The following is a 26,260-nucleotide window of genomic DNA, read 5'->3' on the forward strand; positions in this document are numbered from 1 at the left end:
CGGTTGGAGGCAGTATGCCGCGGCAATGTGACGGTTTTAGAACGAAACCTCGCCGAACACGCCGATCTCGTTGGTCTTCACGTTCTGCACGTGCGGCGGCACCGGGGTGGTGACCGACTTGTCGGCCTTCTCGTGCTTCCACACGCCGGCCAGCTTGAAGCCCTTGGTCACCTGGTACTCCAGGCCGAGGTTGTAGTAGACGTCCTTGGCCTTGCGGTCCAGGTCCTTGCTGAGCTTGGCGTTGTCGTAGCGGGTGAACAGGGTCAGGCCGTCGGCGACCAGCACGCTGCCCCACACCGAGTAGCCATTGGCCTTGTCCGCCTGCGGGCTCAGCACGTTGTTCCAGTTCTTGGCGGTGAAGTACTCGGCGCCGAGGCGGAACGACTTGTCGGCGTAGGCCACCATGAAGTCGCCGCGCTGGGCGGTATGCGCCGCGCTGATGTTCTGCGTTTCCTTGCCCAGATGGCCGCTGTAGCCGCCGATCGCCACGACCATGTTGTCGAACGGCACGAAGCCGACACGGCCTTCGACGTCCACGCCCTTGGTGCGGCTGGGATTCTTGTAGCCGCCGCCGTTCACCACGGACACCGCGTAGTTGAGCGACTTGCTGGCGCCCAGGTCGCCGCCCATGTGCAGGCCCCAGTCGGCCGAGGTACCGTACTTCAGGCGGTCGATCAGGGTGTTCTCGACGTAGCGGAAACCGTAGTAGTTCTCGGCGAACGGCACCCACGGCAGATCGGCCGAACCGATGCGCAGCACGGCGGCGTCGTCGAACTTGCCCTGCACGTAGGCCTTCTTGATGTAGACGCTGGTCTGGCCGATGGCGCTGGCGTAGTTGAAGTCGGTGGTCAGGTTGGCCGACCACACGTCGTTGAACTTGTGGGTGACGCCGAAGTAGAAGCGCTTGACGTCGATGCCGGTGCCCGACTTGTTGGTCTTGCCCTTGTCGCTGTTCTTGTCGCTGATGTTGGTGAAGTCGAAGAACATCTTGCCCGAGATGGAAGTGTTGTTGATCGCCTTCTCCAGCGCCGCCAGCTTCTTGTCGCTGGACGCGGTCACGTTGGAGGCCTTCTCCACCGCCTGGCCGGTGCTGACGTTGATCTCGGACTGCGCATCGGTGCGCTGTTCCAGCTCCTCCACCTTGGACTGCAGCGCGGCAAGCTGCGCCTTCAGCGTCTCGACTTCGGCATTGCTGGTAGCCGGGGCCGTGGTGGTCTTGTTGTGCGACTTGTGCGACTTCTGTGCCGGCGCCGCAGCGACGGTGAAGCTGGTGACGCCGAGGCCGGCGGCAATCGCTACCGCAATCAGTTTGGAACGCATGTCATTCTCCGCAAGTTTGGTGGAAAACATCTCGATCGCCCCTTCGACCTGACGGTTGGCCAGCGATTCGTTAAAAGTTTGCCTAGGCTTCTTTACGGTTGGATGCTTCTTTGATGACAAATTAAAGACAACTCCCCCGGCATTCCCCGCAGGCATGCGGCTTATGCCCATGCACCGGCTGATATGCTTCATGGATGGACAAGCCCGAAAACAACCATATTCCGCGCATGGCCGACCGGTTTCGCGGTTTTCTGCCGGTGGTGGTCGACGTGGAGACCGGCGGTTTCGACGCCGAGCACGATGCCCTGCTCGAGATCGCCGCTGTGCCGCTGGCCATGGATGCCGCCGGCTATGTGCACCGGCAGCCCACCGTGTCCACCCATGTGGAGCCGTTTCCGGGGGCGAATCTGGATCCGCGCTCGCTCGAGATCACCGGCATCGACCCGGGCAACCCGTTGCGCGGCGCCTTGGCCGAACAGTTGGCACTGGGCCTGATCTTCAAGGTCGTGCGCGAGGCGGTGCGCGAGGCCGGCTGCCAGCGGGCGATCCTGGTTGGCCACAACGCCGCGTTCGACCTTGGCTTCCTGAACCAGGCGGTGCGCCGTACCGGGCACAAGCGCAACCCGTTCCACCCGTTCAGCTGCTTCGACACGGTCAGCTTCGGCGGCCTTGCCTATGGCCAGACCGTATTGAGCAAGGCCGTGCTGGCGGCTGGCCATGCCTTCGACAGCAGCGAGGCGCATTCAGCGGTCTACGACGCCGAGCGCACCGCCGAGCTGTTCTGCAGCGTGGTCAATCGCTGGCGCCAGCTGGAATTGATCGAGCAGGTCCACGCCGGCCTCGACGCGGCCTGAACACGGCCGGGCGACCGGAAATGATGACAGTTTGTCATTTGGCTGCAACATTCATTTCATTCAATGGCAACACGCAGAGCCTGAAATGACCGGGTTGCATCCGACCTCACCCAAGGAGCCACCGTGTTGATCAACCATAAATCCCCGCTTCGCTTCGCTGCCGTCGCCGCACTGGCGGTGGCTTCGACGTTCGGCGCAGCTGCGAACGCCACCGACATCACCGGTGCCGGTTCCAGCTTCGTCTACCCGGTCATGTCCAAGTGGTCGGCTGCGTACGCCGAGAAGACCGGCAACCACCTCAACTACCAGTCGGTCGGCTCCGGCGCCGGCATCGCGCAGATCAAGGAAGGCACCATCGACTTCGGCGCCTCCGACGCGCCGCTGAAAGCCGAGGACCTCAAGAAGTTCGGCCTGGGCCAGTTCCCGGTCGTGGTCGGCGGCATCGTGCCGGTGGTCAACATCGCCGGCGTGCAGGCCGGCCAGATCAAGCTCGACGGCGCCACCCTGGCCGAGATCTTCCAGGGCAAGATCAACAACTGGAACGACCCGAAGATCGCCGCACTGAACGGCGGCGTGAGCCTGCCGGCCGGCAAGATCACCGTGGTGCATCGCTCGGATGGTTCGGGCACCACCTTCAACTTCACCAACTACCTGTCCAAGGTCAGCCCGGAATGGGCCGAGAAGGTGAAGTTCGGCACGGCCGTGGAGTGGCCGACCGGCGTGGGCGGCAAGGGCAACGAGGGCGTGTCGCAGTACGTGCGCCAGATCAAGGGCTCGATCGGCTACGTCGAGTACGCCTACGCGGTGAAGAACAAGATCAGCTGGGTCAACATGAAGAACGCCGCCGGCAAGGTACTCTCGCCGAACGCCGAAAGCTTCGCCGCCGCGGCTGCCACCGCCGACTGGGCCCATGCGAAGGATTTCAACCTGATCATGACCAACGCCCCGGGCGAACAGGCCTGGCCGATCACCGCCACCACCTGGGTGATCATGTACAAGTCGCCGAAGAACGCCGCCAACAGCAAGGTCGCCTTCGACTTCTTCAAGTCCGCCCTGGAGCATGGCCAGGCGGCCGCGAGCGAGCTGGACTACGTGCCCCTGCCGGCAGCGCTGGTCAGCCAGATCGAGGCGTACTGGGCGTCCGAGTTCAAGCACTGATAACGTAAAGCAAGAAAGCCGACGCCCCCGCCGGCCCTGCCGTCGGGGGCGTCGGATTTTTCATCCCTCCTACTGGATCGCCATGCCAGCCATCGAAGCATCCATCATGTCCACCGACATCCTGGAACAGCGCAGTCGCCGCGATGCCCGCAACGAACGGCTGTTCCGCTGGCTGCTGAAGGGTTGCGCGCTGATCGTGCTGGCCTCCCTGCTGGGTGCCGCCGGCGCCACGCTGTGGGGCGGCCGTGATGCGTTCGGCACGTTCGGCTGGCACTTCCTGGTCAGTTCGGAATGGGATCCGGGCAACGATGTCTATGGCGCGATGGTGCCGGTCTACGGCACCGTCGCCACCTCGTTCATTGCGCTGCTGATCGCGGTGCCGATCAGCTTCGGCATCGCGGTCTACCTCTCCGAGGTCGCGCCCGCCTGGATGCGCACCCCGGTCGCCTCGGCCATCGAGCTGCTGGCGGGTATCCCCTCGATCATCTACGGCATGTGGGGCCTGTTCATCTTCGCCCCGTTCTTCGCCGACCATGTCAAGCCGTGGCTGACCAGCAACCTCGGCAACAAGCCCGACGACGGCAAGCTGTCGTGGGTCGCCGGGCATGTGCCGTTCGTCGGCAAGCTGTTCGGCAGCGACTATCCGTTCGGCGCCAGCATCCTGGTCGCCGGCATCGTGCTGGCGATCATGATCATCCCGTTCATCTCCTCGGTGATGCGCGAGGTGTTCCAGACCGTGCCGACCCGGCTGAAGGAATCCGCCTACGCGCTCGGCTCCAGCACCTGGGAGGTGTCCTGGGACATCGTGCTGCCGTATACCCGCTCGGCGGTGATCGGCGGCATCTTCCTCGGCCTCGGCCGCGCGCTGGGCGAGACCATGGCGGTGACCTTCGTGCTGGGCAACGCCATGCACCTGTCGGCCTCGCTGCTCGACCCCGGCGCCTCGATCGCCTCGACCATCGCCAACCAGTTCAGCGAGGCGGCGGGCCTGCAGAAGTCCGCGCTGATGGCGCTGGCCTTCCTGCTGTTCGTGGTCACCTTCATCGTGCTGCTGATCGCCCGGCTGATGCTGCGCCGGCTGGCCAGCAAGGAAGGTCGCTGATGAGCGCGCTGTACCTGCGCCGCCGCCTCACCAACGCGGTCGCGATGACGCTGAGCATGCTGGCCACCCTGGTCGGCCTGGCCTTCCTGGCCTGGATCCTGTGGGAAACACTGCGCCAGGGCATCGGCGCACTGGACCTGAAACTGTTCACCAAGGTCACCGCCTACGGCGAGGACGGCGGCCTGCTGAACTCGATGGTGGGCAGCCTGATCATCAACTTCATCGGCATCGCCATCGCCACCCCGATCGGCGTGCTGGCCGGCACCTGGCTGGCCGAATACGCCGACCGCACCCGGCTGGGCGAATCGATCCGCTTCCTCAACGACATCCTGCTGTCGGCGCCGTCGATCGTGATGGGCCTGTTCGTCTACACCATCATCGTGCTGCCGAGTACTGCCCTCACCCACGGCAACACCACCTTCTCCGGCTTCGCCGGCGGCGTGGCGCTGGCGCTGATCGCGCTGCCGGTGATCGTGCGCACTACCGACGAGATGCTGCGGCTGGTGCCATCCACCCTGCGCGAGGCGGCGCTGTCGCTGGGCGTGCCGCAATGGAAGCTGACCCTGCAGATCCTGATCCGCGCCGCGCGCTCTGGCATCATCACCGGCGTGCTGCTGGCGCTGGCCAGGATCAGCGGCGAGACCGCGCCGCTGCTGTTCACGGCGTTCGGCAACAACTACATGGCGCTCAACCCGATCGACAAGATGTCCAGCCTGCCGCAGATCATCTACCAGTACGCCAACGACCCGGGCGAGGCGATGCATGCGCTGGCCTGGGCCGGCGCGTTCGTGGTCACCATGTTCGTGCTGCTGCTCAGCCTGGCTTCCCGCCTGATCCTCTTCCGCACCAAGGTATCCCATGACTGATTCCGCTCTCGCCATGAGCTCGGCGCCGGAGACGGCTGCAGCGACGTTGGCCCCGAAGCTCATCGTGCGCGATCTGCACTTCTACTACGACGGATTCCATGCGCTGAAAGGCATCGACATGGATATCCCGGAAAAACAGGTCACCGCGATCATCGGTCCGTCCGGCTGCGGCAAGTCGACCCTGCTGCGCGTCTTCAACCGCATCTACGCGATCTATCCGAAGCAGGAGGCCAAGGGCCGGATCCTGCTCGATGACGAGGACGTCCTCGGTCCTGGCTACTCGCTGAATCGCCTGCGCAGCAAGGTCGGCATGGTGTTCCAGAAGCCGGTGCCGTTCCCGATGACGATCTTCGAGAACGTCGCCTACGGCATCCGCCACCACGAGAAGCTGTCGAAGGCGGACATGGAGAAACGGGTGGAACAGGCGCTGCGCAGCGCCGCGCTGTGGGACGAAGTGAAGGACAAGCTGAAACAGAACGCGCTCGGCCTCTCCGGCGGCCAGCAGCAACGCCTGTGCATCGCCCGCGCGATCGCGCTGAAGCCCGAGGTGCTGCTGCTGGACGAGCCGACCTCGGCGCTCGACCCGATCGCCACCAGCCGTATCGAGCAATTGGTGGAGGAGTTGAAAAGCCAGTTCACCATCGTCATTGTCACCCACAACATGCAGCAGGCGGCGCGCGTCTCCGACCTCACCGCCTTCATGTACCTGGGCGAGCTGATCGAGTTCGACCGGACCGAAAGGATCTTCACCAAGCCGGGCAAGAAGCAGACCGAGGATTACATCACCGGGCGCTTCGGCTGATCACACAGGACCCCACCATGAATACCGGCACAGACCACATCATCAAGAGTTACGACAGCGAGCTGGCCCGGCTCACCGGCGAGATCGTGCGCATGGGCGAACTGGCGGTGACCCAGCTGGAAGCAGCCATCGACGTGCTCGAACGGCGCGACGAGCGCGCCGCGCAGCGCGTGGTCGGCAACGACGACGCGATCGACCAGATGGAGCAGGAGATCGGCCACGACGTGGTGCGCCTGCTGGCGCTGCGCGCGCCGATGGCCGGCGACCTGCGCAACGTGTATGCCGCCCTGCGCATCGCCTCCGACATCGAACGCATCGGCGACTACGCCGCTAACGTCGCCAAGCGATCGATCCCGCTGTCGATGGTGGCGCCGGTGGCGCCGGTCGGCGGACTGCGCCACCTGGCCGAACTGGCCGCGGAGGAAGTGCGCGAGGTGCTGCTGGCCTATCGCGACCGCGACGCCGAACGCGCCTACCAGGTGTGGAAGGCCGACGCCGTGCTGGATGAGGCCTATACCGGCTACTTCCGCCAGCTGCTCACCTACATGATGGAAGATCCGCGCAACATCACCCCGTGCACCCACCTGCTGTTCATGGCCAAGAACATCGAGCGCGTCGGCGACCACGCCACCAACATCGCCGAGAACGTCTGGTTCCAGGTCACCGGAGAGCCGCTGGACAAGCAGCGCAGCAAGCGCGACCTCACCTCGAACCCGGAAATCACCAAGCTCGGCGAATGACCGGAACGTACGCCGCCCGTAGGGCGGGCACTGCCCGCCGGCTTTTGCAGTCGAATGATTTCCCGGGAGCGGCGGGCGATGCCCGCCCTACGGGATCGGGCTTCGGCTAGCCGGCGGTGAGCTTCAGGCCCGCGATGCCGATCAGGATCAACGCCACGCACAGCAGCCGCGGCGGCGTGGCCGGATCGCCGAACAGCACGACGCCGAACGCTACCGCGCCGACCGCGCCGATGCCGGTCCAGATCGCATACGCGGTGCCGATCGGCAGCGTCTTCACCGCCGTCGCCAGCAACACGATGCTGACCGCCATCGCCGCCAGCGTGCCGAGCGTGGGCCACAGCCGGGTGAAACCCCCGGTGTACTTGAGGCCGATTGCCCAGACCACTTCGAACAGGCCGGCCAGCAGCAGATAGATCCACGCCATGATGACGCTCCTAAGGTTTGCTGCAGGGCCGTCCCCGCGATGGAAAGGCGCACGGGGTCGTCCCCGTGCGGCGGGTTCACGGCAGCCCGCGGGTCTCGCGACGGCGCTGGATGCCGCGCACGATGCCGTAGCTGCCGATCAGCAGCCAGGCCACCTGCATGACGAACGCCGACAGGTTGAAGTTGCCGAACCCCAGCGACAGCATCACGCCGATCGCGCCCAGCACGTTCATCAGCTGGTAGACCAGCCCGCTGCCCTGCAACTTGCGCTCCTGCAGCAGGAAAAACGCCAGCAGCACCAGTGCCACGCCGAGGTAACCGGCCCAGTCGTACCAGAAGAAATTCATCGTTTTGCCCCCCGCTGGCGCAGCGCCTCGAACAGTACGACGCCGGTGGCGACGGAAACGTTGAGGCTTTCCATCGCACCCGGCATCGGGATCTTCGCCACGAAATCGCACAACTCGCGGGTGAGCCGGCGGATGCCTTCGCCTTCGCTGCCCAGCACGAGTGCCACCGGCCCCTTGAAATCGACGCCGTAGATGGTGGTGTCGGTGTCGCCGGCCAGGCCGGTGATCCACACGCCGGCGTCCTTCAGCTCGCGCAGCGTGCGCGCCAGATTGGTCACCGCGATCAGCGGCACCCGGTCGGCGCCGCCAGCCGAGGCGCGACGCGCCACCGGGGTGAGGCCGACCGCACGGTCCTTCGGCACGATCACCGCGGTGACCTTCGCCGCCGCGGCGCTGCGCAGGCAGGCACCGAGGTTGTGCGGATCGGTGACGCCGTCGAGCACCAGCACCAGCGAGTCGCCGCTGTCCCGCTTGAGCAGGCCGACCAGGTCGCTCTCGTGCGCCGCCGGCGCCGCCTCGTAACGCGCCGCCACGCCCTGGTGGCGCGCTTCGCCGGCCAGTCTGTCCAGTTCGTCGCGCGGGCGGTGCCGCACCGGGATGTCCAGTTTCCTCGCGCGCTCGGCCAGCTCCAGCACGCGCGCATTGCGCTGGCCGTTCTCGACCAGTACCTCACGCACGCGCTCGGCGTCGTTGCTCAACGCGCCCTCGACGGGATTGATGCCGACGATCCAGCTCTCGCTCATGACTTGCCTTTCGGTTTGCGGCCGCGTTGCTTCCTGGGCTCCGGTGCAGCCGGCGCCGCTCCCCGCCCGCGCGTGGTGGCGGTGGCCTTGCGCGGATGCTGCGCACCAGCATGCGGGCGAGCGCCGGCATGCGAGGGTGGCGGATTATCCCCCGGCGCGGCCTTGCGCGGTGCCGGCGCTTCGGCCACGGCCTCCTTGCGGCCGAATGCGCGACCGATCGCCTTCGCGGCGCGGCCGAACATGCCAGGCGCCTTGGCCGCGGCCTTCTTCGGCAGCGAATAACGCTCGCCCGCGGCGGCGTAGTCGTAGGCCTTGCCCCCTGCGGACGGCGGCGCGACCGGCGTGCGCGGCGAGACCAGGCGGAAGTCGATCTTGCGATCCTCCAGGCTGGCGCGCAGCACCTTGACGCGCACGTGGTCGCCCAGGCGGAACTGCGCCCCGGTGCGCTCGCCCTTGAGCAGCTTGCGGGTGGCGTCGAAGTGGTAGTAGTCGTTCATCAGCTGGCTGATGTGCACCAGGCCGGATACCTTCGACTCGTCCAGCTCCACGAACAGGCCGAACGAGGTGACGCCGGTGACCACGCCGTCGAACTCGCTGCCGATGTGTTTCTCCATCCATGCGCACTTGAAGCGCTCATCCACATCGCGCTCGGCCTCCTCGGCGCGACGCTCGCGCTGCGAGCAGTGGATCGCCATCGCCGCCATCCCGGCAGGCGTATAGGTGTAGTCGCCCGGCTTGCCGCCGGTCAGCGCATAGCGGATCGCACGATGCACCAGCAGGTCGGGATAGCGGCGGATCGGCGAGGTGAAGTGCGCATAGGCCTGCAGCGCCAGGCCGAAGTGGCCGCGGTTGTCCGGCTGGTAGGCCGCCATGCTCTGCGCGCGCAGCAGCACGCTCTGGATCAGTTCGCGCTCGGGGCGATCCTGCACCATGCGCAGGATCTCGGCGAAATCCGCCGGCGTCACCTCGTCCACCGGCGGCATGCGCAGCTTGAACTCGCGCAGGAACTGCTGCAGGTCCTCGTACTTCTCCGCCGGCGGCGGCTCGTGCGCGCGGAACAGTGCGGGTATCCTCTTCTTCTCCAGGAACAGCGCCGCCTGCACGTTGGCGGCAATCATGCATTCCTCGATCAGCTTGTGCGCGTCGTTGCGTTCGGTGGCGCCCATCGATTCGACACCGCCGGTCTGGTCGAGGCGGAACTTCACCTCGGGCGTCTCGAAGTCGATCGCGCCGCGGCGTTTGCGCTGGCCCGCCATCGCCTTGTACAGCGCATGCAGGTTCTCCAGCTGCGGCAGCACGTCGGCCACCTCGTGGCGCGCGTCCTGCTCGCGCAAGCCCACCGCCTGCCACACCCTGTCGTAGGTAAGCCGCGCGTGCGACAGCATCACCGCGTCGTAGAACTTCGACCTGGTCACGTTGCCCTCGGCGTCGACCAGCATGTCGCAGACCATGCACAGCCGTTCGACCTTCGGGTTCAACGAGCAGATGCCGTTGGACAGCGTCTCCGGCAGCATCGGCACCACGAAGCCGGGGAAGTAGGTGGAGGTGCTGCGCTCGAACGCTTCCTTGTCCAGCGCGCTGCCGACCTGCACATAGTGCGAGACGTCGGCGATCGCCACGATCAGCCGCCAGCCGCCGCCACGCCTGGGTTCGGCGTATACCGCGTCGTCGAAGTCGCGCGCGTCGGCGCCGTCGATCGTCACCAGCGGCAGCTGGCGCAGGTCGGTGCGGCCCTCGCGCTCGGCGACGGTCACCGCCGACTCCACCTGCGCCGCGTCGCGCAGCACCGCGGCCGGCCATTCGTGCGGCAGGTCGTGGCTGGCGATCGCCATCTCCACCACCAGCGACGGCTGCAGGCGTTCGCCCAGCACCGCGCGGATCTCGCCGATCGGGCCGCGTTGCGGCGTCGGCGGGTCGGTGATCTCGGCCACCACGATCTGGCCCGAGCGGGCGTCCTGCTCCTTGCCCGGCTTGATCATCACGTCCTGGACGAGGCGGCGGTCGTCCGGCGTCACCAGGGTCACGCCGTTGTCGATCACCACCCGGCCGACCAGCCGCGGCGAGCGGCGCTGCAGCACTTCGGCGATGGCGCCCTGCCGGCGGCCGCGGCGGTCGATGCCGACCACGCTGGCCAGCACGCGGTCGCCGTGCATCACCGCGCGCATCTGCTGCGGCGACAGGTACAGGTCGTCACCGCCCTCATCCGGGCGCAGGAAGCCATAGCCCTCGGCATTGGCCAGCACCACGCCGGCGATCAGGTCCAGTTTTTGCGTCGGCGCGTAGCCGCCGCGCCGCCCGAGCAGCAGCTGGCCGTCGCGCACCATCGCGGCAAGCCGTTTGCGCAACGCCTCGAGGTCGGTTTCGTCGTGGAGATCCAGCGCTTCGGCGATGCGCGCCTCGGTCAGCAGTTCACCGCGTTCCTCCAGCAGGGCGAGGATCGCCTCGCGGCTGGGAATCGGGTGCGCGTAACGCTGCGCCTCGCGATCTGCATTCGGATCGCGCACGGCGCCTGCGGCGGCAGCCTTGTTGCGCTTGTCCGGTGCAGCGGCGGCCCGCGGTGCCCGCCTGGCGGGCTCCTTCGCGGAATGCGTGCCGCCGGGATTCCCGGAACGGGGGGGAGTTTTTCTGGTCACTCAGGATCCTTGTGATGTTTGCGCCGCGGAGAATGCCACGTCGCCATGAACGGATGTGAAAAAGTGTTGACAACCCGTCGGCAGATGCCTAAATTACGCGGCTCACGCAGCTCGCCGAGCGACGTGACACCTGCCCAGGTGGCGGAATTGGTAGACGCACTAGCTTCAGGTGCTAGCGGGGGCAACTCCGTGGAGGTTCGAGTCCTCTCCTGGGCACCAATTGTAAACGAAGCCCGCAGCAATGCGGGCTTTCGTCTTTTCCGAGCCTGATTGAAGTCGGAAGGCCAGCGGGCAGTGCCCACCCTGCAAGATCGCGCGTCGTAGGGCGGGCACCGCCCGCCGGCTTTTTCAGGCGACCGCCGGCCCCTTCAGCTCGATCATGTTGCCCTGCGGGTCGTACAGGTAGATCGACGGGCCTACGCCGCGCGCGCCGTAGCGCGAACCCAGCTCGCCGATGCGCACGCCATGCGACTTCAGGTGCGCCAGGATCGCCGTTTCGTCGTAGTCCTCCACGCGCAGGCACAGGTGATCCATGTTGTGACCCTCCCCGCCCGGTGCGGCGCCGCCATGGCGGCCGAGCTTGCCGTCGACGGCCACCAGGTCGATCAGCGAGGCACCGGCGCGCAGCTGCACCAGGCCGATCTCGTCCTGCCGCCGTTCCTCGCGGCAGCCGAGCACCTCGCAGTAGAAGCGTTGCATGGCCACGGGGTCGATGGCACGCAACACCACGTGGTCGATTTCGCCGATACGGATCATGGGGCTCGGGCGGTCGGGGATGGGAGTGTCCGAGCATAGCGCGGGCCGGCGAGCGGGTTCCCTGAACCGCGTCCACGGGCTGCAACACGCCCCGGATCCGCCTGTATAATCGGCGCGGTAAACGCATGGTGGGAGAAGCGGGCGGCCCGAAGACCGGGCACGTGCCGCTGCCGAAGACGCAACGCCCGTAATCGCTCAGGCTCCCATACCACCACGCGCAAACACTCTGGAGAGACCGGTTGAATCCGGCGCCGAAGGGGCACGAAACGCGGCCACCGCGCTTCCAAACTCTCAGGCAAAAGGACAGAGGGGCGCCCCGCGTGCGGCACGGCACGCGAGTCTTCGGATGCCCACCCATGAGCCACAACTCCTCCCCTTCCCTGCGTGACCTCGAACACCACGGCGCCTTCATCGAGCGCCACATCGGTCCGGACGACGCCGAGATCGCGCAGATGCTTCACGTGATCGGCCACGATTCGCTGGAGTCGATGACCGACGCGATCGTTCCCGGCTCGATCAAGTCCGCCGCTCCGCTGGCGTTGCCGCAGGCGGTCACCGAAGAGGAAGCGCTGGCCAAGATCCGCGCGATCGCCGACCGCAACCAGGTCTTCCGCAGCTTCATCGGCCAGGGCTATTACGGCACCCTCACGCCGAACGTCATCCTGCGCAACATCCTGGAGAATCCCGCCTGGTACACCGCCTATACGCCGTACCAGGCGGAGATCTCGCAGGGCCGCATGGAAGCGCTGATCAACTTCCAGACGATGTGCGCCGACCTCGCCGGCATGGAGATCGCCAACGCCTCGCTGCTGGACGAAGCCACGGCCGCGGCCGAGGCGATGACCCTGGCCAAGCGCTCGTGCAAGTCGAAGTCGAACGTGTTCTTCGTGTCGAACGGCGTGCACCCGCAGACGCTGGAAGTGGTGCGCACGCGCGCCGAACCGCTGGGCATCGAGCTGGTGGTCGGCGCAGACGCCGACGCCGCCGGCACCGAGGCGTTCGGCGTGCTGTTGCAGTACCCCGACACCTTCGGCGGCATCCATGATTACCAGGCCATCGCCGACGCCGTGCACTCGCGCGGCGGTCTGGTCGCGGTGGCCACCGACCTGCTCGCGCTGACCCTGATCGCCGCACCCGGCGAATGGGGCGCCGACATCGTGGTGGGCAACTCGCAGCGCTTCGGCGTGCCGTTCGGCTTCGGCGGCCCGCACGCCGCGTTCATGGCCTGCCGCGATGCGTACAAGCGCTCGATGCCGGGCCGGCTGATCGGCGTGTCGATCGACACCGAAGGCAAGGCCGCCTACCGCCTCACCCTGCAGACGCGCGAGCAGCACATCCGCCGCGAGAAGGCCACCTCCAATATCTGCACCGCGCAGGTGCTGCTGGCGGTGATGGCCTCGATGTACGCGGTCTACCACGGTCCCAAGGGCCTCGTCCGCATCGCCCGCCGCACGCATCGCCTGGCCGCGATCCTCGCCGCCGCGCTGCGCCAGGCCGGTGCCGCCGTGGGCAAGGATTTCTTCGACACCCTGCACGTCACCGGCGTGGATGCCGCCGCGCTGCACGCCAGGGCCGCCGCGGCGCGCATCAATCTGCGCCGCATCGACGGCGGGAGCGTCGGCATCAGCCTCGACGAGAGCACCACGCGCGCCGACGTGATCGCGCTGGCTGCCCTGTTCGGCGGCAACATCGCAGACATCGATGCGCTGGACGCCGCCACCGCCGACGCCCTGCCTGCCGCCCTCGCGCGCAAGAGCGCGTTCCTCACCCACCCGGTGTTCAACACGCACCACAGCGAGCACGAGCTGCTGCGCTACATGCGCGCGCTGGCCGACAAGGACCTGGCGATGGATCGCACGATGATCCCGCTGGGCTCCTGCACCATGAAGCTCAACGCCACCGCCGAGATGATCCCGATCACCTGGCCGGAATTCGCCAACATGCACCCACTGGCCCCGGCCGCACAGGCGCAGGGCTACAAGGAGCTGATCGACGGCCTGGAAGCGATGCTGGTCGAATGCACCGGCTACGACGTGGTGAGCCTGCAGCCGAACTCCGGCGCGCAGGGCGAATATGCCGGCCTGCTGGCGATCCGTGCCTGGCACCGCGCCAATGGCCAGTCGCAGCGCGACATCTGCCTGATCCCCGAATCCGCCCACGGCACCAACCCGGCCTCCGCCCACCTGTGCGGCATGACGGTGGTGGTGACCAAGTGCGACGCCAACGGCAACGTCGACGTCGAGGACATCCGCCGCGCTGCGGAGAAATACAGCGACCGCCTCGCCGCGCTGATGATCACCTACCCGTCCACCCACGGCGTGTTCGAGGAAGACATCGTCGCGATCTGCGACATCGTCCACCAGCACGGCGGCCAGGTGTATACCGACGGCGCCAACATGAACGCACTGGTCGGCGTGGCCAAGCCCGGCAAGTGGGGCTCGGACGTGTCGCACCTCAACCTGCACAAGACGTTCTGCATCCCGCACGGCGGCGGCGGCCCGGGCGTGGGCCCGTGCGCGGTGAAGTCGCACCTGGCACCGTTCCTGCCTCGCACTTATGCCGACATCCCTGTCGGCGGCGATCAGGATGATCGCAAGGCACAGGTAGGTATGGTGTCGGCTGCCAGCTTCGGCAGCGCCTCGATCCTGCCGATCTCGTGGATGTACATCACCATGATGGGCCAGCAGGGCCTGAGGAAAGCCACGCAAGTCGCGTTGCTCAACGCCAACTACATCGCAAAGCGGCTGGCAGCGCACTACCCCACCCTGTACACCGGCCGCAACGGGCTGGTGGCGCACGAGTGCATCCTCGACCTGCGCCCGATCAAGGACGCCACCGGCATCGGTGCCGAGGACGTGGCGAAGCGGCTGATCGACTTCGGCTTCCACGCGCCCACGTTGAGCTTCCCGGTGTCCGGCACCCTGATGGTGGAGCCGACCGAGAGCGAATCGCGCTACGAGCTGGACCGCTTCATCGACGCGATGATCCAGATCCGCGACGAGATCCGCGCGATCGAGGAAGGCAAGCTGGAGCGCGAGGACAATCCGCTGAAGAACGCGCCGCACACCGCCACCATGGTCAGCGGCAGCGAGTGGACCCACGCCTACCCACGCGAACTGGCCGCCTTCCCGCTGGCCAGCCTGAAGCTGCAGAAGTACTGGCCGCCGGTGGCCCGCGTCGACAACGTCTACGGCGACAAGAACATCATGTGCGCCTGCATCCCGGTCGATGCGTTCAAGGAAGAAGCCGAGGCGTAAACCGCTTCGCCGATTCGCGCAGCACGGTAAAAGGCCCCGCTCGCGGGGCCTTCTGTTTCATTCCGCCACGGTGCGGTTGCGATCCTGCTGCTCGGCCTGGTGCAGCCGCTTGTCCACCGCGCCAATGAACGACTGCAGTTCGTCGTCAGGCTGGTCAGCTGCTGCCCGGTGCGCTTGCGCTCGCCTTGACAGGCACTCTTCAATGCCATCGCCGCACAGCGGACTATTCCTCCGGCTCCGGCTGCATCTTCGCCAGCACCTCTTCCAGGTCGACGATCACCGCTTCCAGCGCCTCGTGCAACTGTCCCTGGCGATCCATCAGGTCGGCGAGCTTGTCCGCCTGCTTGAGCCTGGACAATTCGCCATCGAACAGCAGCCATGCCGCCGTCAGCGTTTCCACATTGTTCTTCGAGTAATGCCGCATCTCCTTGAGCTGCGCCACCGTATCGACGATGTGGTCGGCCGGCGTCTTCGCATTTTCATCGGACATGGGATGGGTCCTCCTGGCGAAATGTGGCGGCCATTCGACCGCTGCCGGCAGCATGCAATACCGACGTATCGGGCCGTCGGCCCTGACGGTAGCGACGCGGATGCGAAGTGCGGGTCAACATCCTGCCCAGGACTCGTTGTCCGTCACGACAACCTGATCAGACCTACGGAAGGTCCCGGCCCGGGACGACGCGTGGCAATCGGCTGCGCGCCTAACGCCAGCCGGCGTCGCGCGCCGCGCGCTCCTGCTGCGCGTCAAAGACGTTGCCGCGCAGGCGGGTATCGACCGCGGCCTGCACCGCAGGCGGCAAGGCGCTCGCCGCCTGGCGCAGTTCGCCGCCTTCCGGGGGAAGCGCTGCACCGAGCACAGGCAGCGCCCAGCCCGTGTCACCGTGGCAGGCAAGGCCGGCCCGCGCCGGCGCAGGACGCAGCAGGAAGGTGCGGCAGATGCGCCCGTCGGTACTGCGGAAACTCAGGCCGATCGCCACCGGGGCATTCGCATCCGGTTCGCTCGCCAGCGCATGGTCGAGCGCGCGCTCCAGCGCGCCCGCGGCAAACGACTGGCTGCCCTGCATGCGCACCAGCTCGCCGCCGGGTCGCCATGACCACAACGCCACGGCGAGCAGCGCCACCGACGCGGCCAGCGCGGCACCCTGCACGAACCAGCGGCGCGGTGCACGACGGCGTATGGTGCCCGTGCGGTGCCCGCCTGCAGACACGACGAGCGGCGCGGCAGGTATCGCCGCCCGCGCGGACGGCGGCTGCAACAAGGCGGACAGCCGCCCCGGCACTGGCTCGTCGAGCACCGGATCGAACGCTGCGCGCAGCTGCGCGCGCACCGCACGCGCCTGCCGCACGCGGCGGCCCAGCACGTCGTCGTGCGCCAGCGCGGCGTCGATGCTCGCCGCGGCGGACGCGTCGAGTTCGCCATCCACGTAAGCCTGCAAGATATCGTCGTCGATCGGATTCATGCGTCTTTCCCAAGATGGGCCTGCAAGGTGGCGCGGGCGCGAGCCAGGCGACTGGTGACGGTGCCCACCGGCACCTCCAGCAGCTCGGCGGCCTCGCCGTACGACATGCCCTCGACCAGCACCAGGGCCACTACTTCGCGATGGTCCGGCGGCAATGCCGCCAACGCCATCGCCAGTTCCAGCTGCTGCGCGGGCTGGGCGCTGGCGCGGTCGGCGGCCATTTCACCGGCCTCCTCGGGCGCGAACAGGTGTTGCGCCCGGCCGCGCGCGCGCAGCTCGTCCCGCCAGGCGTTGCGCGCGATCGCGAACACCCAACGATCCAGCGCGGCGTCCGGCCGCCACTGCGCGGCGCGGGCCAGCGCACGCTCCAGCACGATCTGCACCAGGTCGTCGGCATCGGCGGCCTGGCCCGCCAGCGCCCGCGCCAGGCGGCGCAGGCGCGGTAACAGCGGGATCAGCCCTTCGCGCACGGCGTCGCTCGCATTCACGCATCACCTTCCACTACGTCCGAACCGGAGGATTCCTTCCCTCGCCCGCATCGGCGCAGTTCGAGGGCGTAAAGCGGGCCCATGCTAGCATCCGGCCCCGTCGCTCCCGAGGCCCCCGGCCATGCCATTGCACCGCCCGCCCGCCATGCTCGTCCCGTTGCTGGCCATCGCGCTTGCCGTGCTCGGCGCGACGCCTGCACGGGCGCAGGTACTCGGGCCGGTGCAGGGCCTGCCCAACCTGCAGGTACCCGGCACGAACCTGCCCGGTGTCGTTCCGGCCTCGCCCTTGCGCAGCGTCGACGATCTGCTGCGCGGACCGCTGGCCATCACGCGCAAGTTACAGGTGGAGTTGCTGCTGCGCAGGGAATCCCGGCGCGTCGACGTCGATCCCCGCGGTGCGCCGATCCTGCGCGGCGAATTCCTCGCCATGGGCCTCTCGGCTGCGCAACGCGATGCGCTGCAGGCGCTGGGTTTCGCGGTGGATCGCGAGACGCCGGCGGACGCGACGCTGGGGCTGAACTACGTGGTGCTGCACGATACCCGCGGCCGCCGCACGGCCATCGCCATGCGCGCCCTGCAACAGGCTGCGCCCGATGCGACCTTCACCTACCAGCACCTCTATCTGCCCGCGGGCGTCGGCGAGCCGGCCCGTGCAGCGACCTTGGCAGCCCCTTCGTCCAGCGCACCGACGCAGCGCGTGGGGCTGATCGATGGCGGCGTCGATCCGGCCAATCCCGCGTTGGCACACGCACGCATCAAACAGCACGGTTGCAGGACGGCGAACCCGTCGAAGCACGGCACCGCGGTCGCCGCCCGCCTCGTCGCCGGCGACCCGGACATGCTGTATGCCGCCGACCTGTGGTGCGGCGACGCGGTCGGCGGCGCCACCTCGAACCTAGTGGACGCGCTGGCATGGATGGCGCGCGAGCGCGTGGCGGTGGTCAACATCAGCCTGGTCGGCCCCGACAACCCGGTACTTGCACGCGCGGTGCAGGCGATGATCGCGCGCGGCCACGTACTGGTCAGCGCGGTCGGCAACGACGGCCCCGCAGCGCCGCCGCTGTATCCCGCGGCGTACCCGGACGTGATCGGCGTCGGCGGCGTCGACGCGCACGACCGCGTGCTGCCCGAATCCGGCAGTGGCGACCAGGTGGACTTCTGCGCGTCCGGCGTGGTCGGCAGCGGCCGCGACGCATTGCGCGGCACCTCGTTTGCGGCGCCGATCGTGGCGCGGAAAGCCGCCCAGCTGCTGGACGCACCCCGCACGGGAGCCGCGGCGCAGGTGCAGCAGCGCCTGATCGGTGAAGCCCGGCGCCCCGGCAGCGCGGGCCGCGACCCGCGCTGCGGCTATGGCCTGCTGTCGCCCTGAATCTGAACAGCAACCAACCGCAGCCCGCCGACAGGGAAGGATCTTCCCGGCACGAACGTACAGGACCTCGGAAGCCGCGGATCGGCCGCAGGCAGGAGGTCCTCACATGCGCAACACGACTCTCAGCAACAAGACTCTCAACAGCGCCCTGCTCGCCAGCGCGCTCGCCTTGGCCATGATGGCCCCGGTGCAGGCCCAGGTGCTGGGCGGCGGCTCGCTCGCCGGCGGCATCGCCGGGAGTGTGGGCGGCCCGATCAATTCCACGATGGGCCAGGTGGGCGGCCGCATCGACGGCTCTGCGCGCGGCATGGGCAACATCAGCACTCCCGATCTCGACCAGCGGGCGGCCGAGCGACGTGCGGAACGCCTGCGCCAGCGTGCCGCCGCGACCGCCGACTCGGCCACGGGTACCGCCGCACAAGCCGCCCGCCAGGTGAACGGTCAGGCGGTCGCCGGCGCTGCCGGCGGCCTCACTGGCGTGGCTGCCGCCAACGCCGGCAACGGCAATGGCAATAACGCCGCGCTGGATGGCGCAGGGGAACTGGGCTCGTCCGCGTCCGGCGCCATCGATACTTCGGGTACGCGCGATGCCGTGGCCGGCACCGCAGGCCAGGCCGCCAGCCAGGCGCGTTCAGCCGTCTCGACGGCCAAACACGACACCCGCAATGCGATGAACCGCGTGCAGAATGCAGCCAGCAACGCGTCGGCGAGCGCCGAGGGCGAGGCCGCGGGCTCGGCCAATGCCGGCCTGGGTACAGCCCAGCAAGCCTCTGCCTTCGGCACGCAGTCAGCCCGGAGCGCCGGCTCGTTTGGCACGGATGCCGCAGGCAGCGCATCGCAGGCAACCTCGACTGGTTCGGGTACCCAGTCGGGCAGCGAAACCGCCCCGGAGCATGGCCTGCTGTCGCACGCATCCAACGCTGTACACGGTGCCGGGGACAAATCGGTCGACGTATCAGGTTCGGGTGCAGCCCATGGCAACACCGACGCGAACGCCGGCTCGGCTGCAGGCAGCAGCGGCTCGGCCAACGCCAGCGGCCAGGCCAGCGCGCACGGCTCGGCCCGCAGCGGCGTGTCCGCCTCGACGCAGGCCGACGGCGACGCCAGTGCCAGCGCGAATGCGCAACACTGAGTCATTGGCAGCGTAAAACCAGGAGCCCCCGCTTGCGGGGGCTCCTTCTTTTCGTAGCCTTCCTCCTCAGGAGCGAAGAGCGGAATAGCCTATACGCGAAGGAGCAGAGGACTCACCACTCATTGACGTAGCTGTGCGGCACGCGCTTCAGCCCGCACAGCAGCTGGTACGCACTGCTTTCGCTGTGCAGCGCCAGTTCGCTGACCGGCACCTGGCCGCCCCACAGCTCGACGCGGCTGCCGAGGCCGGCGGCGGAGTGGTCGGTGAGGTCGACGGTGAGCATGTCCATCGACACGCGGCCGACCAGTTCGCCGGGCCGGCCGTCGATGCTGACCGGGGTGCCGTTGGGGGCGAACTGCGGGTAACCGTCGGCGTAACCCATCGCGACGACGCCGATGCGGCTGGGGCGTTGGGTGACGAAACGGGCGCCGTAGCCGATCGGTTCGCCTGCCGCCAGTTCGCGCACGCCGATCACCTTCGACTCCACCGTCATCACCGGGCGCAGGCGATCGGCGACGGGGTGCGCGCCGGCAAATGGCGTGGCGCCGTACAGCATCAAGCCCGGTCGCGCCCACTCGCCCTGCGTCTCGGGCCAGCCGAGCAGCGCGGGGGAATTGCCGAGGCTGGTGGGCAGGTGCAGCTCGTCGCACACCTGGTGGAACAGGGTCTGCTGCTCGGTGGTGCGTTCGCAGTCCAGCTCGTCGGCGCGGGCGAAGTGGGTCATCGCCACCACCTCGCGCACCTGCGGCATGGCCTGCAGGCGCTGCAGGCTGGCGCGGTAGTCCGTTGCGGCCAGGCCGAGCCGGTGCATGCCCGAATCGAGCTTCAGCCAGATCGTGAACGGCCTGGCCGGGCGCGCCCGCTCGATCGCGTCGATCTGCCACCCGGCCTGCACCACGCACCACAGGTCGTGGGCGTCGATCAGCGCCAGCTCGTCGGCCTCGAAGAAACCTTCCAGCAGCAGGATCGGGGCGCGGATGCCGGCCTCGCGCAGTTCCAGTGCCTCCTCGATGCAGGCCACGCCGAAACCGTCGGCCTCAGCCTCCAGCGCCTGCGCGCAGCGCACGGCGCCGTGACCATAGGCGTCGGCCTTGACCACGGCCAGCGCCCTGCGCCCGCCCAGCTCGCGCGCCAGGCGGTAGTTGTGGCGCAAGGCGGCCAGGTCGATCAGGGCACGTGCCGGACGCATCAGGCAGGGACTCTCGCGGAGGGGCGGCTACTGTAGCGCGAGATGTCCAGGCCCTCGCTGCTGATCTGCGGCTGGCGTCCCGCGATCAGGTCGGCCAGGTAGCGGCCCGAGCCGCAGGCCATGGTCCAGCCCAGGGTGCCGTGGCCGGTATTGAGATAGAGGTTGTCCAGCCGGGTGGCGCCGACCACCGGCGTGCCGTCGGGAGTGGCCGGGCGCAGGCCAGTCCAGAAAGTGGAGCGGCTCAGGTCGCCGCCATGCGGGTACAGGTCGCCGACCACTTTTTCCAGGGTGGCGCGGCGGCGCGGAGACAGCGACAGGTCGAAGCCGGACACCTCGGCCATGCCGCCGACACGGATCCGCTGGTCGAAGCGGGTCACCGCCACCTTGTAGGTTTCGTCGAGGATGGTCGAGGTGGGCGCCAGCGCCGGGTCGGTGATCGGCAGGGTCAGCGAATAACCCTTCAGCGGATACACCGGCAGGCGGATGCCCAGCGGCGCCAGCAGCTGCGGGGAGTAGCTGCCCAGCGCCAGCACGTAGCGGTCGGCACGTTCGAGCTTGCCGTCGATGCGCACGCCGGTGAGGCGGCCACCGTCGTGTTCGAGTTTTTCCACGGTGGCGCCGAAACGGAACTCGACGCCGGCCGCCTGCGCCCGCGCGGCGAGCAGGCGGGTGAACAGTTCGCAGTCGCCGGTCTGGTCGTTCGGCAGGCGCAGCGCGCCGCTGAGCTGGTCGACCACTCCGGCCAGCGCCGGTTCCACCCGCACGATGCCGGTGCGGTCGAGCAGCTCGTACGGCACGCCGTATTGCTTGAGCACGGCGATGTCCTTGGCCGCGTCGTCCAGTTGCGCCTGGGTGCGGAACAGCTGCACGGTGCCGAGCTGGCGGCCTTCGTAGTCCAGTCCGGTCTCGGCGCGCAGTTCATCCAGGCAGTCGCGGCTGTATTCGGACAGGCGCACCATGCGCGCCTTGTTGACCGCATAGCGGCTGGCGGTGCAGTTGCGCAGCATCTGCAGCAGCCACAGGTATTGCTGCGGGTCGAGCCCGGGGCGGATCGCCAGCGGCGCGTGGCGCGTGAACAGCCACTTCAAGGCCTTCAGCGGCACGCCGGGGGCGGCCCACGGCGAGGCGTAGCCGGGCGAGATCTGGCCCGCGTTGGCGAAACTGGTTTCGCGTGCCGGCGCGCTTTCGCGGTCGACCACGGTCACCTCGAAACCGGCACGCGCCAGGTACCACGCGCTGCACGTTCCGATCACGCCACTGCCCAGAATCAATACCCGCATCACGCTCCCCCTTCCGCCGGTTGGCCCGCGGGCCGGCCGCAGGAATGATCGCCGGCGAGTATAGGAACGATCGCCCAGGCTTGTTTTCTGTCTTTATCTATATTCGTGGGTAAAATCACTGCAAGATTGGCAATCCATGGTGGACACATGACGGTTAAGCGGCGCGAATTCGACAAAATCGACCGGAAAATCCTCCGGGTGCTGCAGGACGAGGGGCGCATCTCGTTCACCGAGCTGGGCGAGCGGGTCGGCCTGTCCACCACGCCGTGCACCGAGCGCGTGCGCCGGCTGGAGCGCGACGGCGTGATCACCGGCTACCACGCGCGGCTCGACCCGCACCTGGTCGGCGCCGGCCTGCTGGTGTTCGTGGAGATCAGCCTGGCCTACAAGTCGGGCGACATCTTCGAGGAATTCCGCAACGCCGCGCTGCGCCTGCCCAACGTGCTGGAGTGCCACCTCGTCTCGGGCGCGTTCGACTACCTGATCAAGGCGCGCATCTCGGGCATGGCCTCGTACCGCAAGCTGCTGGGCAATACCCTGCTGACCTTGCCGAACGTGCGCGATTCGAAGAGCTACATCGTGATGGAAGAGATCAAGGAAACGCTGAGCCTGCCGGTGGGCGAGCGCGGCGGGCGCAGCGAAGCCAACGCCGCCGGTTAGCAGGAAGCCGCTCCATCGACGGAAACGGACAGGCCCCGCATGGGCGGGGCCTGTCGGTCTGACGCACGGAAAAACGGCAATCAGGCGAACGGGTCATCCAGGCTGATGGTGTCGTCGCGGTCGGCGCCGGTGGCGACCAGGGCGAGTTTGCAACCGGAGAGTTCCTCGACCGCGCGCAGGTAGGCACGGGCGGCGGGCGGCAGCTGGTTCCAGTCGCGGATGCCGGCGGTGGATTCCTGCCAGCCGGAGAATTCCAGGTAGACCGGCTTGCACTCGTCCCAGCCGTCCGCGTCGAGCGGTGCCAGTTCGCGGCGCTTGCCCCGGTATTCGTAGGCGATGCAGACCTTGACCGTGTCCAGTCCGTCGAGCACGTCGAGCTTGGTGATGGCCAGGCCGTTGATGCCGTTGATCTGGGTGGCGCGCTTGAGCGCGACCAGGTCGATCCAGCCGCAGCGGCGCGGGCGGCCGGTGCTGGCGCCGAACTCGTTGCCCTTCTTGCGCAGCAGCTCGCCCATCTCGTCGTGGAGCTCGGTCGGGAACGGGCCGCTGCCGACGCGGGTGGCGTAGGCCTTGCAGATGCCCAGCACGTAGTCGATGTCGCCCGCGCCCACGCCGGTGCCGGCCAGCGCGCCGCCGATGGTGGTGTTGGACGAGGTGACGTACGGGTAGGTGCCGTGGTCGATGTCGAGCAGCGCGCCCTGCGCACCCTCGTACAGGATGTTGCCGCCGTCGCGGCGCACGTCGTGCAGGATGGTGGCGACGTCATCGACCATCGGGCGGATGTACTCGCCCCAGGCCAGCGCGTCGTCCAGCACCTTCTGGTAGTCGACCGGCTCGCACTTCAGCCACTGGGTGAGGATGAAGTTGTGGTAGTCCACCGCAGTCTTCAGCAGCGCCGGCAGCTCGTGCGGGTACATCAGGTCGGCGACGCGGATGGAGCGACGGGCGACCTTGTCCTCGTAGGCCGGACCGATGCCGCGGCCGGTGGTGCCGATGGCCTTGCCGCCGGCGGCGATCTCGCGCGCTTTGTCCACCGCGATGTGGTACGGCATGATCAGCGGCGTGGCCGGGCTGATCTTCACGCGCGAACGCACCTCGACGCCGTTCGCTTCCAGCTCGGCGATCTCGGTCATCAGCGCGGCCGGCGACAGCACCACGCCGTTGCCGATCAGGCACAGCGCATCGTCGCGCAGGATGCCCGAGGGGATCAGGTGCAGCACGGTCTTCTTGCCCTTGATCACCAGCGTGTGGCCGGCGTTGTGGCCGCCCTGGAAACGTGCCACGGCGCTGACCCGCTCGGTCAGCAGGTCGACGATCTTGCCCTTGCCCTCGTCGCCCCACTGCGCACCCAGAATGACTACCGACTTGCCCATGCTGCATTACTCCGAGATGTTCTCGATCAGGTTGGTGGCGTTCCGCAACGGGACCGCACGCATCAATGAAAAAACTGCAACAGCGCCAGACCGGTTGCCATCGCGCCCGCGCCGAACAGCCGCAGCGTACGCGACGGCAGTTTCAGCGCCTGGCGCACCATCGCCCGCCAGCCTTCGGGTGCCGCGAACAGCAGCAGCCCCTCGAGCACCAGCATCAGGCAAAACGCGGCGACCAACCGGTGCATCGCCATCGGCTCAGCGCTTCGGCGCAGGCTGCCCGAAATAGCGCAGGAACTCGTCGTCGGGCTTCATGATCAGCACGCCCTTGCCGTCCTCGAACGAGGTACGGTACGCGGCCAGGCTGCGGTAGAACGTGAAGAATTCCGGATCCTGGGTGTATGCCTGCGCGTAGATGGCCGCCGCTTCCGCGTCGCCCTCGCCCTTCACCTTGGCCGCATCGCGCTGGGCGTCGGCGCGCAGCACCTGGCCCTGGCGATCGGCATCGGCCTGGATCTTCTCGGCTGCTTCCTGGCCGGTGAAGCGCAGTTCGTTGGCCAGCTGCAGGCGCTCGGCGCGCATGCGTTTGTACACCGACTCGCTGACCTCGTTCGGCAGGTCGATGCGCTTGATGCGCACGTCGACCACGGCGATGCCGAGGTTCTTGCGCGCCGAGGCGTCGGTCTGCGCGCGCACCCGTTCGGTGATGTCCTTGCGCCCGCCGGAGATCAGGTCGGGCAAGGTGCGCGCGTTGAACTCGAAGCGCAGCGCATCCTTCACGATCGGGGTGAGCCGCTGCGCCGCCTGCAACTGGTCGCCGCCGGTGGCCCGGTAGTAGGCGGCGTTGTCGGCCACCCGCCACTTCACGTAGAAGTCGACGTTGACGCTCTTCTTCTCGGAGGTGAAATAGCGTTCCGGCGGCGCATCCAGCGACAGGATGCGCTTGTCGAAGTGCATCACCTGCTGCATCACCGGCAGCTTGAAGTGCAGGCCCGGCTGGTAGTCGGTGCGCACGATGCGGCCGAACTGCAGCAGCAGCGCGCTGTGTCCTTCGCTGACCACGAACATGCTGTTCAGGCCGAGCAGGACGATCACCAGCGCGACGATGACGGAACCGATCCTCATCATGGCTGCGTCCCCTTCTGGGCCTTGCCGCCGGTCGGCTGCGACACCACTGCGCCCGTGGTGCCCGTCTCCGCCTGCGCCGGCACGGAGCCGCCCTGCGACGCCGGCAGGTTGATGATGTTGCGGCCGCCAGAGCCGTCGATCACCTTGGGGTTCTTCGCCATCACCTGTTCCATCGTTTCCAGCCACAGCCGCTTGCGGGTCACTTCCGGTGCGGCCTTGTACTGCTTCAGCAGCAATTCGAAACGGGCGGCGTCACCGGTGGCCCGGGCGACGCGCTCGGCCTTGTAGCCGGCCGCCTCGGCGGCGATGCGCGCGGCATCGCCGCGTGCCACCGGCACCACCTTGCTGGCGTAGGCCAGAGCGGTATTCTCGATGCTCTGCTTGTCCTCGCGTGCATTGTTGACGTCGTCGAAGGCGTCCTTCACCTCGTTCGGCGGCGCCACGTTCTGGAAGCTGACCTCGGTGACGCGCAGGCCGGAATCGTAGGTGTCCAGCGTCTTCTGCAGGGTTTCCTGCGCCTGCACGACCAGGTTGGCGCCGGCAGCGGAAAGGATCTGGTCCATGTCGCTGCTGCCGATCACCGAACGCACGGCCGCCTCGGCGGCGGCGCCGATGGTGCCGTCCGGGTCGTTCAGCGAGAACAGGTACTTGCGCGAATCGGCCACCTGGTACTGCACGGTGAAGTCGATCGTGATGATGTTTTCATCCCTGGTCAGCATCGCCACCTTGTCGGTAACCGAGCGGATCCGCGTGGCCTCGACCTTGGTGACCGATTCGATCGGTTGCGGCAGCTTCAGGTGGAAGCCCGGCGGCAACGTGCGCGAGAACTCGCCGAAACGCAGCACCACGCCGGTCTGGCGCGCGCCGATGATGGTGTAACTGCTGAACAGCAGGCCGACCACCAGCAGCACCAGCACGCCGGTAAAGAGGCTCCCGGGGCCATGCCCCAGCTTGCCAAACCGGTTCTTCGCCTGGTTGAGCAGATCGTCCAGCGGTGACTTGCCGCCCTGGCGATTCCTGTTCCACGGATCGCGCTGCCCGTTGTTGCCGGGTTCATTCCACGCCACGAGTCAGTCTCCTTGGGGCCGTCGGGAGGCCGGCAACCACGGCCGGAACACGCGTTGCACCGGGTTGTATACAAGATCCAGCCAAAGCTGTCGGATGCCGCGCAGTCCGCCTTCCG

The 26,260-nt window shown here is 67.7% G+C and carries 25 protein-coding genes, 1 tRNA gene and 1 riboswitch; of the genes, 11 read left to right on the forward strand and 15 right to left on the reverse strand.

The features are described 5' to 3' along the window. Positions 1-36 precede the first annotated feature (36 nt). The gene (locus tag AC1Q5A_RS07770; RefSeq protein WP_492699890.1) at positions 37-1,320 is read right to left on the reverse strand and encodes a porin; all 1,284 of its coding nucleotides are present in this window, start codon (positions 1,318-1,320) and stop codon (positions 37-39) included. A 194-nt stretch (positions 1,321-1,514) separates the two neighbouring features. On the opposite strand from AC1Q5A_RS07770, the gene rnt reads away from it, so the two are divergent. The 6 genes from rnt to phoU all read left to right on the forward strand — a co-directional run bounded on the left by rnt (position 1,515) and on the right by phoU (position 6,842). Beyond that, entirely contained in the window at positions 1,515-2,174 is a 660-nt protein-coding gene (gene rnt, locus AC1Q5A_RS07775) for a ribonuclease T (RefSeq protein WP_492699892.1), read from the forward strand. A 123-nt stretch (positions 2,175-2,297) separates the two neighbouring features. Continuing rightward, positions 2,298-3,332, forward strand: a complete 1,035-nt coding sequence (pstS, locus tag AC1Q5A_RS07780; RefSeq protein ID WP_492699893.1) for a phosphate ABC transporter substrate-binding protein PstS — start codon at positions 2,298-2,300, stop codon at positions 3,330-3,332. Between the two features lie 106 nt (positions 3,333-3,438). Next, positions 3,439-4,434 carry a phosphate ABC transporter permease subunit PstC gene (gene pstC / locus AC1Q5A_RS07785; RefSeq protein WP_492699895.1) on the forward strand — a complete coding sequence of 332 codons (996 nt, stop codon included), beginning with the start codon at positions 3,439-3,441 and terminating at the stop codon, positions 4,432-4,434. After that, positions 4,434-5,300, forward strand: coding sequence for a phosphate ABC transporter permease PstA (gene pstA, locus AC1Q5A_RS07790; protein WP_492699897.1), 867 nt, complete (start codon positions 4,434-4,436; stop codon positions 5,298-5,300). Before pstC ends, pstA begins: the two co-directional genes overlap by 1 nt. Then, positions 5,293-6,102, forward strand: coding sequence for a phosphate ABC transporter ATP-binding protein PstB (gene pstB / locus AC1Q5A_RS07795; protein ID WP_492699899.1), 810 nt, complete (start codon positions 5,293-5,295; stop codon positions 6,100-6,102). Before pstA ends, pstB begins: the two co-directional genes overlap by 8 nt. Before the next feature lie 17 nt (positions 6,103-6,119). Next, a complete protein-coding gene (gene phoU / locus AC1Q5A_RS07800; RefSeq protein ID WP_492699901.1) occupies positions 6,120-6,842 on the forward strand; it encodes a phosphate signaling complex protein PhoU in 723 nt (240 codons plus the stop codon). Between the two features lie 106 nt (positions 6,843-6,948). On the opposite strand, the gene sugE is transcribed toward phoU, so the two are convergent. The 4 genes from sugE to rnr form a co-directional block, all read right to left on the reverse strand. Then, a complete protein-coding gene (gene sugE, locus AC1Q5A_RS07805) occupies positions 6,949-7,266 on the reverse strand; it encodes a quaternary ammonium compound efflux SMR transporter SugE (protein ID WP_492699903.1) in 318 nt (105 codons plus the stop codon). Between the two features lie 76 nt (positions 7,267-7,342). Then, the gene (locus AC1Q5A_RS07810) at positions 7,343-7,612 is read right to left on the reverse strand and encodes a CBU_0592 family membrane protein (protein WP_492699905.1); all 270 of its coding nucleotides are present in this window, start codon (positions 7,610-7,612) and stop codon (positions 7,343-7,345) included. Then, the gene (gene rlmB, locus AC1Q5A_RS07815; protein ID WP_492699907.1) at positions 7,609-8,355 is read right to left on the reverse strand and encodes a 23S rRNA (guanosine(2251)-2'-O)-methyltransferase RlmB; all 747 of its coding nucleotides are present in this window, start codon (positions 8,353-8,355) and stop codon (positions 7,609-7,611) included. The genes AC1Q5A_RS07810 and rlmB overlap by 4 nt, the downstream gene beginning before the upstream one ends. Continuing rightward, on the reverse strand, positions 8,352-10,859 hold the full coding sequence (gene rnr / locus AC1Q5A_RS07820; protein ID WP_492699909.1) for a ribonuclease R: 2,508 nt from the start codon (positions 10,857-10,859) through the stop codon (positions 8,352-8,354). Before rnr ends, rlmB begins: the two co-directional genes overlap by 4 nt. A 261-nt stretch (positions 10,860-11,120) precedes the next feature. On the opposite strand from rnr, the gene AC1Q5A_RS07825 reads away from it, so the two are divergent. Beyond that, a tRNA-Leu gene (locus AC1Q5A_RS07825) sits at positions 11,121-11,207 on the forward strand. A 129-nt stretch (positions 11,208-11,336) separates the two neighbouring features. Here AC1Q5A_RS07825 and AC1Q5A_RS07830 read toward each other — a convergent pair. After that, on the reverse strand, positions 11,337-11,744 hold the full coding sequence (locus AC1Q5A_RS07830; RefSeq protein WP_492699911.1) for a VOC family protein: 408 nt from the start codon (positions 11,742-11,744) through the stop codon (positions 11,337-11,339). 216 nt (positions 11,745-11,960) lie between these two features. After that, a riboswitch (glycine riboswitch) is annotated at positions 11,961-12,061 on the forward strand. A gap of 39 nt (positions 12,062-12,100) precedes the next feature. Here AC1Q5A_RS07830 and gcvP point away from each other — a divergent pair. After that, positions 12,101-15,001, forward strand: a complete 2,901-nt coding sequence (gcvP, locus tag AC1Q5A_RS07835; protein WP_492699913.1) for an aminomethyl-transferring glycine dehydrogenase — start codon at positions 12,101-12,103, stop codon at positions 14,999-15,001. A 223-nt stretch (positions 15,002-15,224) separates the two neighbouring features. Here gcvP and AC1Q5A_RS07840 read toward each other — a convergent pair whose 3' ends face one another. The 3 genes from AC1Q5A_RS07840 to AC1Q5A_RS07850 all read right to left on the reverse strand — a co-directional run bounded on the left by AC1Q5A_RS07840 (position 15,225) and on the right by AC1Q5A_RS07850 (position 16,949). After that, a complete protein-coding gene (locus tag AC1Q5A_RS07840) occupies positions 15,225-15,491 on the reverse strand; it encodes a hypothetical protein (RefSeq protein WP_492699914.1) in 267 nt (88 codons plus the stop codon). Between the two features lie 211 nt (positions 15,492-15,702). Next, the gene (locus AC1Q5A_RS07845; protein ID WP_492699916.1) at positions 15,703-16,461 is read right to left on the reverse strand and encodes an anti-sigma factor family protein; all 759 of its coding nucleotides are present in this window, start codon (positions 16,459-16,461) and stop codon (positions 15,703-15,705) included. Beyond that, on the reverse strand, positions 16,458-16,949 hold the full coding sequence (locus tag AC1Q5A_RS07850) for an RNA polymerase sigma factor (protein WP_492699918.1): 492 nt from the start codon (positions 16,947-16,949) through the stop codon (positions 16,458-16,460). The genes AC1Q5A_RS07845 and AC1Q5A_RS07850 overlap by 4 nt, the downstream gene beginning before the upstream one ends. Positions 16,950-17,070: 121 nt before the next feature. On the opposite strand from AC1Q5A_RS07850, the gene AC1Q5A_RS07855 reads away from it, so the two are divergent. Together AC1Q5A_RS07855 and AC1Q5A_RS07860 are read left to right on the forward strand one after the other, a co-directional pair. Then, positions 17,071-18,318 (forward strand): S8 family serine peptidase, encoded by a 1,248-nt coding sequence (locus AC1Q5A_RS07855; protein WP_492699920.1) that lies wholly within the window; start codon positions 17,071-17,073, stop codon positions 18,316-18,318. A 106-nt stretch (positions 18,319-18,424) separates the two neighbouring features. Then, entirely contained in the window at positions 18,425-19,450 is a 1,026-nt protein-coding gene (locus tag AC1Q5A_RS07860; protein ID WP_492699922.1) for a hypothetical protein, read from the forward strand. A 112-nt stretch (positions 19,451-19,562) separates the two neighbouring features. Here AC1Q5A_RS07860 and alr read toward each other — a convergent pair whose 3' ends face one another. Next, positions 19,563-20,639: an alanine racemase gene (gene alr, locus AC1Q5A_RS07865; protein ID WP_492699924.1), complete on the reverse strand. Its 1,077-nt coding sequence runs from the start codon at positions 20,637-20,639 to the stop codon at positions 19,563-19,565. Continuing rightward, a complete protein-coding gene (locus AC1Q5A_RS07870; RefSeq protein ID WP_492699926.1) occupies positions 20,639-21,919 on the reverse strand; it encodes a D-amino acid dehydrogenase in 1,281 nt (426 codons plus the stop codon). The genes alr and AC1Q5A_RS07870 overlap by 1 nt, the downstream gene beginning before the upstream one ends. Positions 21,920-22,066: 147 nt before the next feature. On the opposite strand from AC1Q5A_RS07870, the gene AC1Q5A_RS07875 reads away from it, so the two are divergent. Further along, a complete protein-coding gene (locus AC1Q5A_RS07875) occupies positions 22,067-22,579 on the forward strand; it encodes an Lrp/AsnC ligand binding domain-containing protein (RefSeq protein ID WP_492699928.1) in 513 nt (170 codons plus the stop codon). Between the two features lie 80 nt (positions 22,580-22,659). Here AC1Q5A_RS07875 and AC1Q5A_RS07880 read toward each other — a convergent pair whose 3' ends face one another. From AC1Q5A_RS07880 to hflK, 4 genes are all read right to left on the reverse strand, one after another. Continuing rightward, the gene (locus AC1Q5A_RS07880; RefSeq protein ID WP_492699930.1) at positions 22,660-23,952 is read right to left on the reverse strand and encodes an adenylosuccinate synthase; all 1,293 of its coding nucleotides are present in this window, start codon (positions 23,950-23,952) and stop codon (positions 22,660-22,662) included. A gap of 62 nt (positions 23,953-24,014) precedes the next feature. Next, positions 24,015-24,197 (reverse strand): DUF2065 domain-containing protein, encoded by a 183-nt coding sequence (locus AC1Q5A_RS07885; protein ID WP_492700186.1) that lies wholly within the window; start codon positions 24,195-24,197, stop codon positions 24,015-24,017. A gap of 10 nt (positions 24,198-24,207) precedes the next feature. Then, positions 24,208-25,074, reverse strand: coding sequence for a protease modulator HflC (hflC, locus tag AC1Q5A_RS07890; RefSeq protein WP_189339716.1), 867 nt, complete (start codon positions 25,072-25,074; stop codon positions 24,208-24,210). Then, on the reverse strand, positions 25,074-26,144 hold the full coding sequence (gene hflK, locus AC1Q5A_RS07895; protein ID WP_492699933.1) for an FtsH protease activity modulator HflK: 1,071 nt from the start codon (positions 26,142-26,144) through the stop codon (positions 25,074-25,076). Before hflK ends, hflC begins: the two co-directional genes overlap by 1 nt. Between the last annotated feature and the right edge of the window lie 116 nt (positions 26,145-26,260).

This window comes from Rhodanobacter sp. GW835-FHT13D09 (genome assembly GCF_058793995.1).

Bases quoted from the DNA above. Each gene is read 5' to 3' on its own strand.
- AC1Q5A_RS07860 (WP_492699922.1), top strand. From the start codon at position 18,425: ATGCGCAACACGACTCTCAGCAACAAGACTCTCAACAGCGCCCTGCTC.
- hflC (WP_189339716.1), bottom strand. From the start codon at position 25,074: ATGAGGATCGGTTCCGTCATCGTCGCGCTGGTGATCGTCCTGCTCGGC.
- rnt (WP_492699892.1), top strand. From the start codon at position 1,515: ATGGACAAGCCCGAAAACAACCATATTCCGCGCATGGCCGACCGGTTT.
- AC1Q5A_RS07810 (WP_492699905.1), bottom strand. From the start codon at position 7,612: ATGAATTTCTTCTGGTACGACTGGGCCGGTTACCTCGGCGTGGCACTG.
- AC1Q5A_RS07770 (WP_492699890.1), bottom strand. From the start codon at position 1,320: ATGCGTTCCAAACTGATTGCGGTAGCGATTGCCGCCGGCCTCGGCGTC.
- gcvP (WP_492699913.1), top strand. From the start codon at position 12,101: ATGAGCCACAACTCCTCCCCTTCCCTGCGTGACCTCGAACACCACGGC.
- AC1Q5A_RS07830 (WP_492699911.1), bottom strand. From the start codon at position 11,744: ATGATCCGTATCGGCGAAATCGACCACGTGGTGTTGCGTGCCATCGAC.
- AC1Q5A_RS07855 (WP_492699920.1), top strand. From the start codon at position 17,071: ATGCCATTGCACCGCCCGCCCGCCATGCTCGTCCCGTTGCTGGCCATC.
- AC1Q5A_RS07870 (WP_492699926.1), bottom strand. From the start codon at position 21,919: ATGCGGGTATTGATTCTGGGCAGTGGCGTGATCGGAACGTGCAGCGCG.
- alr (WP_492699924.1), bottom strand. From the start codon at position 20,639: ATGCGTCCGGCACGTGCCCTGATCGACCTGGCCGCCTTGCGCCACAAC.
- AC1Q5A_RS07885 (WP_492700186.1), bottom strand. From the start codon at position 24,197: ATGCACCGGTTGGTCGCCGCGTTTTGCCTGATGCTGGTGCTCGAGGGG.
- AC1Q5A_RS07880 (WP_492699930.1), bottom strand. From the start codon at position 23,952: ATGGGCAAGTCGGTAGTCATTCTGGGTGCGCAGTGGGGCGACGAGGGC.
- sugE (WP_492699903.1), bottom strand. From the start codon at position 7,266: ATGGCGTGGATCTATCTGCTGCTGGCCGGCCTGTTCGAAGTGGTCTGG.
- AC1Q5A_RS07840 (WP_492699914.1), bottom strand. From the start codon at position 15,491: ATGTCCGATGAAAATGCGAAGACGCCGGCCGACCACATCGTCGATACG.
- phoU (WP_492699901.1), top strand. From the start codon at position 6,120: ATGAATACCGGCACAGACCACATCATCAAGAGTTACGACAGCGAGCTG.
- pstA (WP_492699897.1), top strand. From the start codon at position 4,434: ATGAGCGCGCTGTACCTGCGCCGCCGCCTCACCAACGCGGTCGCGATG.
- AC1Q5A_RS07845 (WP_492699916.1), bottom strand. From the start codon at position 16,461: ATGAATCCGATCGACGACGATATCTTGCAGGCTTACGTGGATGGCGAA.
- pstB (WP_492699899.1), top strand. From the start codon at position 5,293: ATGACTGATTCCGCTCTCGCCATGAGCTCGGCGCCGGAGACGGCTGCA.
- pstC (WP_492699895.1), top strand. From the start codon at position 3,439: ATGTCCACCGACATCCTGGAACAGCGCAGTCGCCGCGATGCCCGCAAC.
- rlmB (WP_492699907.1), bottom strand. From the start codon at position 8,355: ATGAGCGAGAGCTGGATCGTCGGCATCAATCCCGTCGAGGGCGCGTTG.
- AC1Q5A_RS07875 (WP_492699928.1), top strand. From the start codon at position 22,067: ATGACGGTTAAGCGGCGCGAATTCGACAAAATCGACCGGAAAATCCTC.